The sequence below is a fragment of the Clavibacter lycopersici genome (assembly GCF_003576405.1).
GTDB lineage: Bacteria > Actinomycetota > Actinomycetes > Actinomycetales > Microbacteriaceae > Clavibacter > Clavibacter lycopersici.
Genome location: NZ_QWGT01000002.1, coordinates 24,232 through 41,408, shown reverse-complemented (window position 1 = coordinate 41,408; position 17,177 = coordinate 24,232). Strand labels below are relative to the sequence as shown.

The 17,177-nt window shown below is 72.1% G+C and carries 15 protein-coding genes and 1 pseudogene; 9 read left to right on the top strand and 7 right to left on the bottom strand.

Features of this window, described 5'->3' with window-relative positions; genetic code table 11:
- Positions 1–1,084, bottom strand: a 1,084-nt coding sequence (locus DZG00_RS00520; protein WP_147359895.1) for a glycosyltransferase, incomplete at its 3' end; no start/stop codon positions are given.
- A gap of 197 nt (positions 1,085–1,281) precedes the next feature.
- Between DZG00_RS00520 and DZG00_RS00515 the strand changes: the two genes are divergently transcribed.
- The 3 genes from DZG00_RS00515 to DZG00_RS00505 all read left to right on the top strand — a co-directional run bounded on the left by DZG00_RS00515 (position 1,282) and on the right by DZG00_RS00505 (position 3,733).
- A complete protein-coding gene (locus DZG00_RS00515) occupies positions 1,282–1,671 on the top strand; it encodes a MerR family transcriptional regulator (protein ID WP_119381775.1) in 390 nt (129 codons plus the stop codon).
- Between the two features lie 66 nt (positions 1,672–1,737).
- A complete protein-coding gene (locus DZG00_RS00510) occupies positions 1,738–3,363 on the top strand; it encodes a peptide chain release factor 3 (RefSeq protein ID WP_119381776.1) in 1,626 nt (541 codons plus the stop codon).
- A 16-nt stretch (positions 3,364–3,379) separates the two neighbouring features.
- A complete protein-coding gene (locus DZG00_RS00505) occupies positions 3,380–3,733 on the top strand; it encodes a CHY zinc finger protein (RefSeq protein ID WP_119381777.1) in 354 nt (117 codons plus the stop codon).
- Positions 3,734–3,778: 45 nt separating this feature from the next.
- Here the strand turns inward: DZG00_RS00505 and dnaB are convergent, their stop codons facing one another.
- The 6 genes and pseudogenes from dnaB to DZG00_RS00475 all read right to left on the bottom strand — a co-directional run bounded on the left by dnaB (position 3,779) and on the right by DZG00_RS00475 (position 8,993).
- Entirely contained in the window at positions 3,779–5,158 is a 1,380-nt protein-coding gene (dnaB, locus tag DZG00_RS00500) for a replicative DNA helicase (protein ID WP_012039646.1), read from the bottom strand.
- Positions 5,159–5,612: 454 nt separating this feature from the next.
- A complete protein-coding gene (rplI, locus tag DZG00_RS00495; protein WP_012039647.1) occupies positions 5,613–6,065 on the bottom strand; it encodes a 50S ribosomal protein L9 in 453 nt (150 codons plus the stop codon).
- 11 nt (positions 6,066–6,076) lie between these two features.
- Positions 6,077–6,340 carry a 30S ribosomal protein S18 gene (gene rpsR, locus DZG00_RS00490; RefSeq protein WP_012039648.1) on the bottom strand — a complete coding sequence of 88 codons (264 nt, stop codon included), beginning with the start codon at positions 6,338–6,340 and terminating at the stop codon, positions 6,077–6,079.
- A 36-nt stretch (positions 6,341–6,376) separates the two neighbouring features.
- Positions 6,377–6,931 (bottom strand): single-stranded DNA-binding protein, encoded by a 555-nt coding sequence (locus DZG00_RS00485; RefSeq protein WP_043583663.1) that lies wholly within the window; start codon positions 6,929–6,931, stop codon positions 6,377–6,379.
- A 102-nt stretch (positions 6,932–7,033) separates the two neighbouring features.
- Positions 7,034–7,378, bottom strand: a pseudogene (rpsF, locus tag DZG00_RS00480) (30S ribosomal protein S6); the annotation flags it as partial.
- Between the two features lie 184 nt (positions 7,379–7,562).
- Positions 7,563–8,993: a CCA tRNA nucleotidyltransferase gene (locus tag DZG00_RS00475; RefSeq protein ID WP_119381778.1), complete on the bottom strand. Its 1,431-nt coding sequence runs from the start codon at positions 8,991–8,993 to the stop codon at positions 7,563–7,565.
- A gap of 93 nt (positions 8,994–9,086) precedes the next feature.
- Between DZG00_RS00475 and DZG00_RS00470 the strand changes: the two genes are divergently transcribed.
- The 6 genes from DZG00_RS00470 to DZG00_RS00445 all read left to right on the top strand — a co-directional run bounded on the left by DZG00_RS00470 (position 9,087) and on the right by DZG00_RS00445 (position 17,133).
- A complete protein-coding gene (locus DZG00_RS00470) occupies positions 9,087–11,384 on the top strand; it encodes a DUF6049 family protein (protein WP_119455305.1) in 2,298 nt (765 codons plus the stop codon).
- A gap of 36 nt (positions 11,385–11,420) precedes the next feature.
- Complete coding sequence (gene murJ / locus DZG00_RS00465) at positions 11,421–13,049, top strand: murein biosynthesis integral membrane protein MurJ (protein ID WP_119381075.1); 1,629 nt, start codon at positions 11,421–11,423, stop codon at positions 13,047–13,049.
- Between the two features lie 124 nt (positions 13,050–13,173).
- Positions 13,174–14,211: a thioredoxin-disulfide reductase gene (trxB, locus tag DZG00_RS00460; RefSeq protein WP_119381074.1), complete on the top strand. Its 1,038-nt coding sequence runs from the start codon at positions 13,174–13,176 to the stop codon at positions 14,209–14,211.
- An 80-nt stretch (positions 14,212–14,291) separates the two neighbouring features.
- A complete protein-coding gene (gene trxA / locus DZG00_RS00455) occupies positions 14,292–14,615 on the top strand; it encodes a thioredoxin (RefSeq protein ID WP_012039655.1) in 324 nt (107 codons plus the stop codon).
- Between the two features lie 171 nt (positions 14,616–14,786).
- Positions 14,787–16,109, top strand: a complete 1,323-nt coding sequence (locus DZG00_RS00450) for an aminotransferase-like domain-containing protein (protein ID WP_119381073.1) — start codon at positions 14,787–14,789, stop codon at positions 16,107–16,109.
- A gap of 58 nt (positions 16,110–16,167) precedes the next feature.
- Complete coding sequence (locus DZG00_RS00445; RefSeq protein WP_119381072.1) at positions 16,168–17,133, top strand: D-alanine--D-alanine ligase family protein; 966 nt, start codon at positions 16,168–16,170, stop codon at positions 17,131–17,133.
- Positions 17,134–17,177 lie beyond the last annotated feature (44 nt).

Genomic DNA, 17,177 nt, shown 5'->3' with positions numbered 1-17,177 from the left:
CCGACAGCCGCTCGAGGGCCGCCCGGTCGGCGAGCAGGTCGCGGATCGCGCGCGCCCAGTCGGCGGGATCCCGCGACGGCACGAACACGCCGCTCACGCCTGCGCGCACCGAGTCCACGAGCCCCTCCGTGCGCGACGCGACGACGGGCGTGCCGCACGCCGCGGCCTCGAGCGCCACGAGCCCGTAGGTCTCCGCCGCCGACGGCATGAGCGCGAGGTGCGCGCCGGCGAGCGTCCGCGCGGTCGCCGCCCGGTCGAGCGCGCCCGTGAAGACGACGTCGTCCTCGAGCCCGAGCGAGCGGACGAGCGCGTGCAGGCTCGCCGCGTACGCGTCCCGGCCGGGCGAGACGCCGCCGGCGATCACGAGCAGGGGCCGGGTCGCGGGATCCAGCAGGGCGAGGGCCCGGAGCGCCACGTCCTGCCCCTTGAGCGGCTGGATCCGCGCGAGCAGCACGATCCGCACCCGCCCGCCGCCGCGGCCCGACGGCTCCCGCAGGAACGCCTCCTCCACTCCCGGCGCGACGACGTGCACCGCCGCGGGATCCGCGCCGTACGCCTCCACGAGCAGCCGCTTCTCCGACTCCGCGGACGCGACCACGAGGTCGGACGCGCGCACGAGCCGCCCCTCGTCCGCGAGCCGCGACGCCGGCTCCGGGGTGTCCCCCGCCACGAGCCGGCGGTTCTTGCCCGCGGACACCGAGTGCAGCGTCAGCACGTGCGGCACGCCCCACGCGCGCGCGACCGGCAGCGCCGCCACGGCCGACAGCCAGTAGTGGGCGTGCACGACGTCGGCCGGCGGCAGCGCGGCGAGCGCGTCGGCGAACGCGTCCGTGATCCCGGGCAGCTCCTCCTTCGCGAGCGGCCCGGCTGGCCCCGCGCGCAGCGACAGCAGCTCCACGCCCGGCGCGACCGCCTGCACCCCGGGGTCGGCCGGATCCGTGGCCCGCGTGATCAGCCGCACCTCGTGCCCCTGCCGCCCGAGGCTCCGCGCGAGCTCCAGGAGGTAGACGTTGAGCCCGCCGGCGTCGCCGGTGCTGGGCCTCTGGATCGGCGACGTGTGCAGCGAGACGAACGCGATCCTCATGGGCCGATCCTACGAGCGGCCGTCCACGCGCCCGGATGCGGGCGTCGACCCCGCCGCGCGGACCCGTCCGTCACGCCGACGCCGCCCGGACGGGGGCGGTGCCGCCGCGCCCCCGATCCGGGAGAATGGCCGGATGCGGTCGCCCGGCCGCACCCCCCATCCCTCTCCCTACCCCGGGATCCCCTCTGGAGGCCCGCATGACGCGCCCTGCCGGCACCGCCACCATGCAGATCGGCGAGCTCGCCGAGCGCACCGGCCTGTCGCACCGCACGCTCCGCCACTACGACGAGACCGGCCTCCTGCGTCCGTCCGGCCGCTCCGACGGCGGCTTCCGCCTCTACACCGACGAGGACCTGGAGCGCCTGCTCCTCATCCGCCGGATGAAGCCGCTCGGCTTCTCGCTGGAGGAGATGATGCGCCTGCTCGAGGTCTCGGACGCCCTCGACGCCGCAGGTCCCGACGACGACACCGCATCGCTCCGCGCGGATCTCGCCGCCTTCATCGCCGACGCCGAGGAGCGCCGACTCCGCCTGGCCGAGCACCTCGCCATGGCCGACGAGTTCCTGGACCGGCTCCGCGCGCGCTGACCCGTCCCGCCCTCTCGCCCCGACCTCGCGGATCCCCCGCCCGACCCCGCCTCGTACCATGGGGAGGTGTCGACCATCACCCCTCCCCGCGCGCCCGCCTCGGCCTCCGCCTCCCCCGTGCTGCGCGAGGCGTCCCGCCGTCGCACCTTCGCCGTCATCTCCCACCCCGACGCGGGCAAGTCCACGCTCACCGAGGCGCTGCTGCTGCACGCGCACGCCATCGGATCCGCGGGTGCCGTGCACGGCAAGCAGGGACGCAAGTCCACGGTCTCCGACTGGATGGACATGGAGAAGGAGCGCGGGATCTCGGTGAGCTCCGCCGCGATCCAGTTCACCCACCGCGACACCGTCATGAACGTCGTCGACACCCCCGGCCACGCCGACTTCTCCGAGGACACCTACCGCGTGCTCTCCGCGGTGGACGCCGCGATCATGCTCGTCGACGCCTCCCGCGGCCTCGAGACCCAGACCATGAAGCTGTTCGAGGTGTGCCGCCAGCGCCGCATCCCGATCATCACCGTCATCAACAAGTGGGACCGCCCGGGCCGCGAGCCGCTCGACCTCATGGACGAGATCAAGGAGCGCACCGGCCTCCTCCCCACCCCGCTCACCTGGCCCGTCGGCGAGTCCGGCGCGTTCTTCGGCGTGGTCGACCGCTCCACGGGCGAGTGCGTGCACTTCACGCGCACGGCCGGCGGCGCGAGCATCGCCCCCGAGACGCGCATGTCCCCCGACGAGGCCCTGGCCGCGGCCGGATCCGCGTGGACGAACGCCGTCGAGGAGAGCGAGCTCCTGCACGAGGAGGGCCAGGACCACGACGAGGAGTCGTTCCTCTCCCGCCGCACCACGCCCGTCCTCTTCGCCGCCGCGGTGCTCAACTTCGGCGTGACCCACATCCTCGACGCGCTCGACGCCATCGCGCCCGCCGCCCAGCCGCGCCCCGACGAGCAGGACCGCACGCGTCCCGTCGAGGACGACTTCTCGGGCTTCGTATTCAAGGTCCAGTCGGGCATGAACACCGCCCACCGCGACCGCCTGGCCTTCATGCGGATCTGCTCGGGCGTCTTCCACCGCGGCATGACCGTCACGCACGCCCAGACCGGGCGCCCCTTCGTCACCAAGTACGCGCAGCAGCTGTTCGGCCGCGAGCGCTCCACCGTCGAGGACGCCTACCCGGGCGACGTCGTCGGCCTGGTCAACGCGTCCAACATCCGCGTGGGCGACACGCTCTTCGACGGCGCCCCCGTCACCTTCCCGCGCCTCCCCCAGTTCGCGCCCGAGCTCTTCCGCGTGGTCCGCTCGAAGGACACCAGCACGCACAAGCAGTTCCGCAAGGGCATCGAGCAGCTGGACCACGAGGGCGTGATCCAGGTGATGCGCTCCGACCTCCGCGGCGACCAGGCGCCCGTCCTCGGCGCGGTCGGCCCCATGCAGTTCGAGGTCGTCGTGGAGCGCATGACCAACGAGTTCCGCGCGCCGCTGCGCATGGAGCCGCTCGAGTACCAGGTCGCCCGGATCACCGACGCGGCCTCCGCGCCGGCCCTCGCGAAGACCATCGGCGTCGAGGTCCTCGTCCGCTCCGACGGCACGCACATCGCCCTCATCACGACGCCCTGGCGCCTCAAGGCGATCCAGCGCGACAGCCCCGAGCTCACGCTCATCGACGCCGCGACGGCCCTGCCGGACGCGTGATGACCGCGATGCGCGCATGACCCCCTCAGCCGGTCACGGCCTCAGGGGCGGCCGGCCGGTCACGCTCCTCGGTCCGGCGGTCGACGACGAGACGCGGTGCGTCCACTACGGGTCGGCCCTCGACGTCGTCGCCCTCCGCGCCCCCTGCTGCGGCGCCTGGTACCCATGCCACCTCTGCCACGAGGCCGTCGCAGACCACCCGCTCCGGGTGATCCCCCGCGCGGAGCACCACCTGCCGGCCGCCCTCTGCGGTGTCTGCCGGAACACGATGACGGTGCCGGAGTACCTCGTTGCCGACGACTGCCCGTCCTGCGGGGCCGCCTTCAACCCCGGCTGCGCCCTGCACGCGCACCTCTACTTCGCCCCCTGACGGGGTCCGCGTCGCCACCTGACGACGAGCGCGGGTGCCCTTCCGCTAGCCGCCCGCAGGCATGTCCGCGAAGCGCGAGAAGTGCCCGTGGAACCCGACCGTGATGGTGCCCGTCGGGCCGTTGCGGTGCTTGGCGACGATGAAGTCCGCCTCGCCCGCGCGCGGGTTGTCCTTCTCGTAGGCGCTCTCGCGGTGCAGCAGGATGACCATGTCGGCGTCCTGCTCGAGCGACCCGGACTCGCGGAGGTCGGAGATGGCCGGCATCTTGTCGGCGCGCTGCTCGGGACCGCGGTTCAGCTGCGACAGCGCGATGACCGGCACCTGCAGCTCCTTCGCCATGAGCTTGAGGGCACGCGAGAACTCCGAGACCTCCTGCTGGCGCGACTCGACCTTCTTGCCGCTCGTCATGAGCTGCAGGTAGTCGATGACGACGAGCTTCAGCCCGACCTTCTGCTTCAGCCGCCGGCACTTCGCCCGGATCTCGACGAGGGTCATGTTCGGGCTGTCGTCGATGTAGAGGGGCGCGTCGTTGATGCGACCGCGGGTCTGCGCGATGGTCGTCCAGTCCCGCGCGTCCACGGTGCCCTTGCGCATGCTCTGCAGGGGCACGGAGGCCTCGGCGGAGAGCAGGCGCATCGCGATCTCGCTGCGCCCCATCTCCAGGCTGAAGAAGATGGAGGGCATGTCGTACTTGATGCTCGCCGCCCGCGCGAAGTCGAGCGCGAGCGTGGACTTGCCGAGCGCGGGACGCGCGGCGACGATGATGAGCTGCCCCGGGTGCAGGCCGTTGGTGAGCGCGTCGAGGTCGGCGAAGCCCGTGGGCACGCCGGTCATCTGGCCGTCCTTGCCCTTGGCCGCCTCGATCTCGTCGATGGCGACCGTGACCGCGTCCGTGAGCGGCACGTAGTCCTCGGCCTCGACGCCGCCGGTGACGCCGTAGATCTCCGCCTGCGCGTTGTTCACGAGGTCGACGACCTCGCCCTCGCTCGCGTAGCCCATCTGCACGATGCGGGTGCCGGCCTCCACCAGGCGCCGCAGCACCGCCTTCTCGGCGACGATGGACGCGTAGAAGCCCGCGTTGGCCGCCGTGGGCACGACGCTCGTGAGCGTGTGGAGGTAGTCCGCGCCGCCGGCCCGGCTCAGCTCGCCGAGCTTCGTGAGCTCGTCGGTGACCGCGATGACGTCCGTCGGCTCGCCGTGCGAGTACAGCGACAGGATCGCGTCGAAGATGATCTCGTGCTTGGGGATGTAGAAGTCGATCGCCCGCACCTGCTCGACCGCGTCGGCCACGGCGTCCTTGCTGAGGAGCATGCCGCCGATGGCGCTCTGCTCGGCGAGGAGGTCGTGCGGCGGCGTGCGCTCGTGACCGGCGCGCTTGTCGCGCTCGTCCCGTTCGCCGGCGAGACCCAGATGGGCGATGGACACGTGCGGCTCCCCTCGGTCGGCTGGGCGGATGCGCCCGCACGACCGTTCTAGCTCGGACCTCCGACACCGCTCGGGACGGCGTCGGCCGGACCGCTCGCGGGTCCTCGGCGACCCGTTCGACGGGCGCTGCCCCACGATATGGATCGACCCCGTGCGGCACCAAATGCACCTGTGGACGGGGGTGTGGACAAAGTGGGCGAAACGCCGGGCATCGTGTGGAGTACCTGGGGACAAGCCTGTGCACTACGAATGGATTTCGGCGCCGAATCAGCCTGTGACCAGGCACCGCGAGTTCCACACCCGATGTGGGAAAACTTGTCTGCACCAGGGCTTGAGAGTTCGTCTGCTAGGGCCGGGCCTGTGGATGGGCCTGGGGAACGAGGGCCCTCTGACCGGCTGCTTAACCGCCGATGGCGGTGGGCATCATGCCCACCGCCATCGACCTCGTGCAGCGTTACTTCGCGGCGACGACCTGCAGGCTGATCGTGGCGACGATGTCGTCACGGAGCCGGATCGTGGCCTCGTGGTTCCCGGTGGCCTTGATGGCGTTGGGGATCTCGATCTTGCGCTTGTCGACCTGGCCGATGCCGGACTCCTCGACCGCCTTGGCGATGTCGGACGTCTTGACGGAGCCGAAGAGGCGCCCGCCCTGGCCGGCCTTGACGGTGAGCTTGACGATCTTGGCCTCGAGGCGGCTCTTGAGGTCCTGCGCCTCCTCGATGGTCGCGTGCTCGCGAGCGGCACGCGCTGCCTTGATCTGCTCGATCTGCTTCTCGCCGCCGCGGCTCCAGATGACCGCGAAGCCCTGGGGCACGAGGTAGTTGCGGGAGAACCCGTTCTTGACCTCGACGACGTCTCCGGGGGAACCGAGGCCGGAGACCTCGGTCGTGAGGATCACTTTCGACATTCCATTACCCCTTAACGGCCGGAGCCGGCGTAGGGGAGAAGTGCCATCTCGCGCGCGTTCTTGACTGCGCGCGCGATGAGGCGCTGCTCCTGCACCGAGACACCGGTGATGCGACGAGCGCGGATCTTTCCCCGCTCGGAGATGAACTTGCGGAGGGTGGCGACATCCTTGTAGTCGATGACGCCGACGCGGATGGACTTCGCCGGGGCGGCGTTCTTGCCGCCCTTGGCTCCGCGGAGAGGCTTGCGGCGGTCGCCGCTGCTCTTTCCAGCCATGATTCTTCCTGTCTTTCGTACGTAGTGCGACGAGCCCTAGAAGGGCGTCTCGTCGTTGAAGTTGCCGGGGTTGGACCAGCCGCCGTCGCCGCCGCCGGAGTTGCCGCCGGAGCTCGCGGGGGTGCCCCACGGCTCCTCGGCCACCTGCTGCTGCTGGGGCTGCCCGCCGCCGAACTGGCCACGGCCACCGCCGCCGGAGTTGCCCCCGCCGCCGTTACCGCCGCCGCCGGCCGCGCGCGTGACCTGAGCGGTCGCGTAGCGGAGCGAGGGGCCGATCTCGTCGACCTCGAGCTCGATGGAGGTGCGCTTCTCGCCCTCCTTCGTCTCGTACGACCGCTGCTTGAGGCGGCCGGTCGCGACGACGCGCGATCCCTTGGTGAGCGAGGACGCCACGTGCTCGGCGAACTCGCGCCACACGCTCGCACGGAGGAAGAGGGCGTCGCCGTCCTTCCAGTCGTTGCTCGCGCGGTCGAAGGACCTCGGCGTGGATGCGATGGTGAAGTTGGCTACCGCCAGCCCGTTCTGCGTGTACCGCAGCTCCGGATCACTGGTGAGGTTGCCCACGACCGTGATGATGGTTTCGCCGGCCATCGACTACTCCCCGGTCTTCTCGCTGGAAGCAGCCTGCGCTGCCGGCTTGCCGGGCGTCGCCGGAGCGGCGTCCGTGGCGGGAGCCTGGGGTGCGGCGTCCGCGGCCTTGGACGTGGCGGCAGCCTTGCGGGCGGCCTTCTCGTCGGCGAGCTTCGCGGCGGAGGCGACCATGGCCATGGCCTCCTCGGCACGCAGCACCTTGGTGCGCATGACGGCCTCGGACAGGCCCAGCTGGCGGTCGAGCTCCTGCGTGGCCTCGCTCGTGGCGGTGAGCTGGACGACGGCGTAGATGCCCTCGTTCTTCTTGTTGATCTCGTACGCCAGTCGACGACGGCCCCAGACGTCGACGTTGTCGACGGTGCCCCCGCTGGTGCGGATGACGTTGAGGAACTTGTCGAGACTGGGAGCGACGGTGCGCTCATCGATCTCGGGATCCAGGATCACCATGAGTTCGTACTGATGCGTCACTAACCCACCTCCTTCGGACTTGAACGGTCGCAGACGATCTGCGACAGGAGGGTATGTGCATCTGTCCGCGCGGGGCAGGGGAATCCCGTTGCCGGGCGGACAACCTCGCAAGACTACCGGATGGGGAGGAGTCGCACCAGGCCGATGGCCGGGGTGACGCGGTTCAGGCCTGCTCGGCGGCCCACCACGCGACCAGCCGACGCTCGGCCTCGTCAGCGGGGAGCGGCCCCTCGTCGAGCCGCAGCTCGAGGAGGAAGCGGTAGGCGCGGCCCACGACCGGGCCAGGCGGCACGTCGAGGATCCGCATGATGGCCTCGCCGTCGAGGTCGGGTCGGACGGCCGCCATCTCCTCCTGCTCGGCGAGCTCGGCGATGCGGGCCTCGAGGTCGTCGTACGCGAAGCCGAGTCGGTCGGCCTTGCGGCGGTTCTGCGTGGTGACGTCGGCGCGCGTGAGCATGTGCAGGCGCTCGAGCTCGGGTCCGGCGTCCCGCACGTAGCGGCGGACGGCCGAGTCGGTCCAGCCGCCCTCCGTGTAGCCGAAGAAGCGGAGGTGCAGCTCGACGAGGCGCGCGACCGACGCGATGGTGTCGTTGTCGAAGCGGAGGGTGCGGAGCCGGCGCTTGGCCATCTTGGATCCGACCACGTCGTGGTGGTGGAAGGTGACGACGCCGCCGGGCTCGAGCCGGCGCGTGGACGGCTTGCCGATGTCGTGCAGCAGCGCGGCCAGGCGGAGCACCAGGTCCGGTGCCTCGCCCGGGTGACGGCTGCGCTCGTGGTCGATGGCCTGGTCGAGCACCTGGAGCGAGTGCTGGTAGACGTCCTTGTGCCGGTGGTGCTCGTCGGCCTCCAGCTTCATCGCCGGCAGCTCGGGCAGCACGTGATCCGCGAGGCCGCCCTCCACCAGGAGGTCGAGGCCCGCCCGCGGCTCGGGCGTGCGCAGCAGCTTGGACAGCTCGTCGCTCACGCGCTCGACCGAGATGTCGAGGATCCGCGGGGCCATGTCGCGGATGGCGGCGAGCGCGGCGTCGTCGAGGCGGAAGCCGAGCTGGGAGGCGAAGCGGACGGCGCGCATCATGCGGAGCGGGTCGTCGCCGAACGAGACCTCGGGGGCGACGGGCGTGCGGAGGACCTGGGCGAGCAGGTCGTCGATGCCGCCCGACGGATCCACCAGCACGACCTGCGGCAGGCGCACGGCGAGCGCGTTGACCGTGAAGTCGCGGCGCACCAGGTCCTCGTCGAGGGAGGAGCCGAACTCGACCTCCGGCTTGCGGGAGACGCCGTCGTACTGGTCGGTGCGGTAGGTCGTGATCTCGACCTGCTCCCCCTTCACGCGCGCGCCGATGGTGCCGAACGCGCGGCCGATGTCCCAGTGGGCGTCCGCGACGGGCTTCACGATCTCGAGGATCCGGTCGGGGCGGGCGTCCGTGGTGAGGTCGAGGTCGGTGGCGGCGCGGCCGAGGAAGGCGTCGCGCACCGGTCCGCCGACGAGGGCGAGCTCGTGGCCGGCCTCGTGGAAGGCGCGCGCGAGCACGGCGACCGGGGGCGATGCGGCCAGCTCGCGGAGACGCTCGAGGGCCTGTGCGACGCTGTGCATGGTCGGACAGTCTACGGCGGGGCGGCCACCGGCATCCGGCGTCCACGGCGAGCGCACACGGGCCGCGCGGGGCCAGCGCTTTAGAATCGCCAGATGCACGCCGCGCCTCGACACGACGCCGGCCCCACCCGCACGGACAGAGCCCTCCGGCTGATCCGGCGATCCGCCAGACGCACGATCTCCACCCTCGTGTGCGTCACGGTCGCCGCCGGGACGCTCGCCGCCGGGACGGTCGCGGGTCCGTCGACCCCGGCGCGCGCGGCCACCGACGGGGTGACGCTCACCGTCACCCCCGGGGACGAGGGGATCCTCACCCCGGGCCAGGACCTGGCCGTCACCGTGTCCGTCGTCAACGCGACGGAGGCCGCCGTGCCCGCGGGGCGGATCGACCTCGACCTCAACCGCACCGTCCTCGACACCCGCGCGAGGATCGACGGCTGGCTCGACACGGCGGCCTCCGACGCGAACACGCGCACCGGCCCGCGAATCGGCCGCGCGGACACCCCTGAGGTGCCCGCGGGCGGCACGGTCGACGTGGCCATCACGGTGCCGTCGGCGACCGTGGCGCTGCAGGGCAGCCGCGGCGGCTTCGGCCCACGCGGTCTCACGGCGGAGCTCGAGGCCGGCGGCGCGGACGTCGCGACCGGGCGCGGCGCGGTCGTCTGGAGCCCGGGCGCGGATCCGGCGCCCACGCCCGTCGCGGCCGTCGTGCCGCTCACCGTCCCGCCGAGCGGCTCGGACTTCGTCGACGCCGAGGCCCTCGCGAACTACACCGGGCAGGGGGGCACGCTCACCCGTCAGCTCGACGCGGTCTCCGGGCGGCCCGTGGCCGTGGGCATCGACCCGCGGATCATCGCGTCCATCCGGATCCTCGGCGCCGACGCCCCCGCGTCCGCCGTCGAGTGGCTGCAGCGGCTCCGCGAGATGCCCAACGAGACCTTCGAGCTCGCCTGGGCGGACGCCGACGTGACGGTGCAGGCGCAGGCGGGTGCCACGACCCTCCTCGCACCCACGGACACCACCTACGCCGTGCGGGCGAGCCGGTTCGCGGCGCCCGGATCGACGCCCGCCCCGAGCCCGACGCCCTCCGAGACCCCCTCCGCGACGGAGTCCCCCGCCGCGAGCGGCACGCGGGGCGGATCCGCCGTCTCCGGGGCCGCGGCGGCCGACACCGCATCCCCCGCCGAGACGCCGACCCCCGCGGAGCCCGAGCCGAGCCCGTCGCCCACGGAGCCGGCGCTCGCACCCGTGCCGAGCCTCGCCGACCTGACCGCCTGGGACTACACGATCTCCGGCGTCTCCTGGCCCGCGGCAGGCACCGTCACGTCGGACGACCTCGGGGTCCTGGCCGCCAGCGGCACCACCACAGCCATCCTCTCGAGCGGCGACGTGCAGTCCACCGGCACCGCGGCCGTCGGCGCGACCGGCACGATCGGCGACACCGCCGTGCTCGTGACGGACGCCCGCGTCTCCGCCCTCGTCGACAGCGCCCTGTCCGCGCAGACGGACGAGGCGTTCGGGATGACGCTCGCCCAGCTCTCGGCCACCCTCGCGGCCGACGCGCGAGCGGCCGACGGCCACGTGGTGGTCGCGGCCCTGGAGCGCGGCTGGGCGGCCTCGGGCGGGCGGCTGGGACAGCTGCTCGACGCGATCCAGGCGCTCCCCTTCAGCGACGTCGCGCAGGTCAGCGCCGCGCTCGGCAGCGCATCGACCCCCCTCCAGGTCGTGGACCACCCGGAGGATCCCGCGCGCGTGCAGCGGGTCGCCGACGCGATGTCGCTCGAGGCGCAGGTCGCCGCGTTCGCGAAGGCGGTGGAGCGCCCCGAGCTCATCACCGGCCAGCAGCGGATGCTGCTCCTCGCGACGCTGTCGAACCGCTGGCGCGATGATCGGGATGGGCAGGTGACCGTCCAGGACGGTTACACGGCCCAGGCCGACGCGCTGCTGGGATCGGTGGCCATCACGACGCGCCAGAACACCGTCATCAGCGACACGACGAGCCTCCTCATCAACGTCAGCAACGAGCTCGACCAGCCCGTCACGGTGCGGCTGTCGATCATCGCGGGCAGCGGCCGGATCCGCGTCGACGACTCCGCGCTCGTCACCGTCCCCGCGCACGGCAGCGCGTCGGCCCGCCCGCCCATCACCTCCATCTCGAACGGCGACGTCGTGGTGACCGCGCGGCTCACCACCGAGGACGGCTCCGTCCAGATCGGCGAGAGCGCGCCCGTCGAGCTCTTCATCCGGGCCGGGTTCGAGGCCGTCGTCACCACGCTGTTCGTCGCGGCCGTCGCCCTCCTGTTCGGCTTCGGCCTGTACCGCAGCATCCGCAAGCGCCGCCGCGCCCGCGCCCGGCAGCTCGCCGGCCTGCCCGAGGAGATCGATGACTGACCGGATCGCGCCGCCCTCCCCCGCGCAGGACGCGTCGTGACCGCCGCCCCCGCTCCCCGCGGCGGCATCGGCCGGGCCTCCGCCCTGCTCGCCTCGGGCACGTTCGTCTCGCGCATCCTCGGCTTCGTCAAGGCCATCGTGCTGCTGCAGACCATCGGCGCGACGCTCGGCAGCTCCAACGCGTTCTCCAACGCGAACCAGCTGCCGAACAACATCTACGTGATCATCGCCGGCGGCGTCCTCAACGCCGTGCTCGTGCCCCAGGTCGTCCGCGCGGCCAAGCACGCGGACGGCGGCGCCGGCTACATCAACAAGCTCGTCACCATCGCGATCGTCGTCCTCGGCGGGGTCACGATCCTCGCGACGGTCGGCGCCCCCGTGGTCTCGCGCCTCTACGCCGCCACCCTCCCGCCCGACGTCTTCGCGCTCGTCGTCGCGTTCGCCTACTGGTGCCTGCCGCAGATCCTCTTCTACGGGCTCTACGCCGTGCTCGGCGAGGTCCTGAACGCGCGCGGCTCCTTCGGCCCCTTCACGTGGGCGCCGGTCCTCAACAACGTCGTCGCCATCGCCGGCCTCCTCCTCTTCCAGGCCATGTTCGGATCCGGCAGCCGCCCGGTCGACGACTGGAGCCTCGACAAGATCGTCGTGCTGGCCGGATCCGCGACCCTCGGCGTCGTCGCCCAGGCGCTCATCCTCTTCGTCTTCTGGCGCCGCGTGGGCCTGCGGTTCCGCTTCGACTTCGCCTGGCGCGGCGTCGGCCTCGGCACCGCCGGCCGACTCGCCGGCTGGACCTTCGGCATGCTCGTCGTCACGCAGCTCGCCGGCATCGCGCAGTCGAACGTCGCGAACATCGCCGCCACCTCGGACAGCCCGTCGAGCACGATCCTGCTCAACGCCTGGCTCTTCTTCATGCTCCCGCACTCGATCTTCGCGGTCTCCATCGCCACCGCCTACTTCACGCGCATGAGCACGCACGCCGGCGAGGGCGACCACGACAGCATGCGGGCCGACCTCTCCTCGGCCGTCCGCCTCGTCGCGCTCATGACCGTGCTCTCGACCGTCCTCATCGCGGTGCTGGCCGGTCCCGTGGCACGCGTGATGGTCTCCGGCGACATCGGCGAGGTCCGCGGCTACGGGGTCGTCCTCATCGCGTTCATCCTCGGGCTCCCCGCCTTCAGCACCCTGTTCGTGCTGCAGCGCGCCTTCTACGCGCTCTCGGACACGCGCACGCCGTTCCTCATCCAGTGCGCGCAGGTCGTGCTGTTCATCGCCGGCGCGCTCGTCATCTCGCAGCAGCCGGTCGAGCTGATCGGCGTGGGGCTGGCCGTGCTGCAGACCGTCACCGTCACCGGGCAGGCCGTGCTCGCGGCCGTGCTCCTCCGCCGGCGCATCGGCCGCATCGACGGGCGCCGGATCCTCCGCAGCGCCGTCCGCTTCGTCGCCGCCGCCGTGCCGACCGCGCTCGTCGGCATCGGCCTCCTCTCCCTCGTCTCGGGCGGCGCGTTCGAGGGGGTGAGCGTCGCGTCGAAGGGGCAGGCGCTCCTCGTCGGGATCCCGCTGGCCGCCGTCATGACGGCCGTCTACCTCGCCGCCCTCGCCGCCATGCGCTCCTCCGAGCTGCAGCAGCTCGCAGGCCCCGTGATGCGCCGCATCCGCCGCCGCTGACCCGCCCGCGCCACCCTCCGTCGCCACCCGGTGGAGCCGGAGGAATAGCCGCTACCGTGGGTCTGTTGCAGAGGTGAGCGGGCACCGGGAAGGCGCCCCGCCGAGCAGTGGAGGAGAAGCCGTCGTGCGTCAGATCATCATCATCGGTTCGGGTCCCGCGGGATACACGGCCGCCATCTACGCCGCGCGCGCCAACCTCACGCCCCTCCTCATCGCGAGCTCGGTCGAGGCCGGCGGCGAGCTCATGAACACCACCGAGGTCGAGAACTACCCCGGCTTCACCGACGGCATCCAGGGCCCCGACCTCATGATGGCGATGCAGGCGCAGGCCGAGCGCTTCGGCACCGAGGTCGTCCTCGACGACGTCACCTCGGTCGAGCTCACGGGCGACGTCAAGCGCGTCACCCTCGGCAACGGCGACGTGCACGAGTCGCTCGCCGTCATCGCCGCCACCGGGTCCGCGTACCGCAAGCTCGGCCTCCCCGCGGAGGACCGCTTCAGCGGCCACGGCGTCTCCTGGTGCGCCACGTGCGACGGCTTCTTCTTCCGCCAGAAGACCATCGCGGTCGTCGGCGGCGGCGACAGCGCCATGGAGGAGGCCACGTTCCTCACGCGCTTCGCCGAGAAGGTCTACGTGATCCACCGCAAGGACTCGTTGCGCGCCTCCAAGATCATGCAGGACCGCGCGTTCGAGAACCCGAAGATCGAGTTCATGTGGAACGCGCAGGTCGTGGACATCACGGGTGGCGAGAAGGTCGAGGGCGTCGTCCTCGAGGACACCGTCACGGGCGAGCAGCGCCCGCTCGCGCTCGAGGGCCTGTTCATCGCCATCGGCAACGACCCGCGCACCCACCTCTTCCACCAGCAGCTGGAGCTCACCACGGAGGGCACCATCGCCGTCGAGGGCCGCTCCTCCCGCACGAACCTGCCGGGCGTCTTCGCCGCCGGCGACGTGATCGACCCGACCTACCGCCAGGCCGTCACCGCAGCCGCCTCGGGCACCGTCGCGGCGCTCGACGCGGAGCACTTCCTCGCGTCCCTGCCCGACACCCTGCTCGACGCCGCCTCAGACGGACCGGACGGCGCCGCGGGCCACGGCGCCCCGGCGGCCGGCAGCGCGGTGGATCCCGACGGCGAGCTCGTCGGCGCCGAGCAGCGGTAGTCCCCGGCGCGACGCCGCGCCCCTCATCACCGAAGGATCCGGGAACCACCCGGGCCGCAGAACCACACGAAGGAGCATTCATGTCCCACTCCCGCGACGTCACCGACGCCAGCTTCCAGGCCGACGTCCTCGACGCCGAGAAGACCGTCATCGTCGACTTCTGGGCGCCCTGGTGCGGCCCCTGCAAGGCCGTCTCCCCCGTCCTCGACCAGATCGCCGCCGAGAACCCCGGCATCGAGCTCGTCAAGATCGACGTCGACGACAACCCCGAGATCGCCATGAAGTACAAGATCACCTCGATCCCGGCCATGAAGGTCTTCCAGAAGGGCGAGGTCGTCAAGACCGTCATCGGCGCCAAGCCGAAGCCGGCCCTCGAGCAGGAGTTCGCCGACTTCCTCAAGTAGCACCCGTTCGCGCGACGAGCACCACCGGAGGGCCCGGCACCGCGAGGTGCCGGGCCCTCCGTCGTCCGACGGAGTCCGTGGGAGTCCGCCGCGTGCGTCGCTGGCAGGCCACCGGGATCACGGGCCGCCGCCCGTTAGGCTGGTCGGCAATCGGACAGTGAGAGACGTGACGTGACACCTGCAGGCAGCCCCCGCGAATCCGCGGGCACCAACCTCGACCCCTGGTTCCCCCACTACGCGGAGAGGACCTCCGGCCTGAGCGCCTCCGAGGTCCGCGCCCTCTTCGCCGTGGCCTCCCGCCCCGAGGTCGTCTCGCTCGCCGGCGGCATGCCGTTCGTCTCCGCCCTCCCGCAGGAGCTCATCGTCACCGCGATGGAGAAGGTCATGCGCGAGCGCGGGCCGGTCGCCCTCCAGTACGGGGGTGGCCAGGGCACGCCGGAGCTCCGCGAGGACATCCTCGAGATCATGGCGCTCGAGGGGATCCGCGGCAGCGTCGACGACATCGTCACGACCACGGGCTCGCAGCAGGCCCTGGACCTCGTCACCAAGCTCTTCATCGACCCGGGCGACGTGATCCTCGCCGAGGCCCCCAGCTACGTCGGCGCCATCGGCGTCTTCCGCAGCTACCAGGCTGTGGTGGAGCACGTCGTCATGGACGACGACGGTCTGGTGCCCGAGGCGCTCCGCGAGGCGATCGCCAGGATCCGCGCCGAGGGCCGCACCATCAAGTTCCTCTACACGGTCCCCAACTTCCACAACCCGGCCGGCGTCACGATGTCCGCCGCCCGCCGACCGGAGATCCTCGAGATCTGCCGGTCGAACGACATCCTCGTGCTCGAGGACAACCCCTACGGCCTGCTCTGGTTCGACCGCCCCGCGCCCGACGCCATGCGCAGCCTCGACGACGAGGGCGTCATCTACCTCGGTTCGTTCTCCAAGACGCTCGCACCGGGCTTCCGCGTCGGCTGGGCGCTCGCCCCGCACGCGATCCGCGAGAAGCTCATCCTGGCCCAGGAGTCGGCTGTCCTCTCCCCCAGCTCGTTCAGCCAGCTGATCATCTCCGAGTACCTGCACGCCTCGGACTGGAAGGGGCAGATCGACACCTTCCGCGGCGTGTACCGGGAGCGGCGCGACGCCACGCTCTCCGCCCTCCAGGAGCATCTCCCGAGCCTGTCGTGGACGGTGCCGAACGGCGGCTTCTACGTCTGGCTCAAGCTCCCCGAGCAGCTCGACTCGAAGCAGATGCTCCCCCGCGCGGTCACCGCGCTCGTCGCCTACACACCGGGTACGGCCTTCTACGCCGACGGCCGCGGCCGCGATGCCATCCGGCTGTCGTTCTGCTATCCCACGCCCGAGCGCATCCGCGAGGGCGTCCGCCGCATGGCCGGCGTCATCGACGACGAACTGGATCTCCTCTCCACGTTCTCCGGCACGGGCGCGCTCTCGTCGCGCCCGACGACCTCCGTCGTCACCCCGCCGCCCGACCTCGACTGACCCTCCGCCCCGCCCCGCCCCGCGTCCACGGACACCGACCGAAACCGGATCGAGCATCATGACCGCACACGAGCCCCTCTCCGTCGTCGTCCTGGCCGGCGGGATCTCCCACGAGCGCGACGTGTCGCTGCGCAGCGGTCGTCGCGTGGCAGATGCCCTGCGCGGCGCCGGTGTCGTGGCCTCCCTGCGCGATCCCGACGCCACGCTGCTCGACTTCCTCCGGGACACGCCTCCCGCGGTCCTCTGGCCGGTGCTCCACGGTGCGAGCGGTGAGGACGGTGCCCTCCTCGGCCTGCTCGAGCTCGCCGGCGTCCCCTACGTGGGCTCCTCCGCGCGATCGGCGCGCCTCGCCTGGGACAAGCCCACCGCCAAGGCGCTGGCCGAGTCAGCCGGCATCCGCACTCCGCGGTCCGTGACCCTGCCGAAGGACACGTTCCGGGAGCTGGGGGCCGCGGCCGTGCTGCGTCTCGTGACCGAGGCGATGCCCGCTCCGTACGCCGTCAAGCCCGCCCGCGGCGGCTCGGCGCAGGGCGTGACCATCGTCCATGACGCGGACGCGCTCCCCCGGGCCATGGTCGACGCGTACACCTACGGCGACGTCGCGCTCATCGAGCAGCTCGTCGAGGGGACGGAGGTAGCGATCGGCGTCCTCGACACCGGCGACGGACCGGCGGCCCTGCCGGCGACGGAGATCGTCCCGACGTCCGGCGTGTACGGCTACGAGGCGCGGTACAACGCGGGCCTCACCCGCTTCTTCACGCCCGCCCGCATCTCCGCGGAGGCGGCGTCTGCGGCCGCAGAGGCAGCCGTGGGGATCCACCGCGCCCTCGGCATCGGACAGATGTCGCGCGTCGACCTCATCATCGACGCGGCCGGTGAGCCGTGGTTCCTCGAGGTCAACGTCATCCCCGGTCTGACCGAGACCTCGCTGCTCCCGCAGGGCCTCGCCGCTGCGGGCGTCGAGGTGGGCGACCTCTACCGCCGCCTCGCCGAGGCAGCCCTCGGAGCGACGACCGCCCGCTGACACCCCGCGTCACTTCGCGCAGCCCCGGGATGCCCACACGGCAC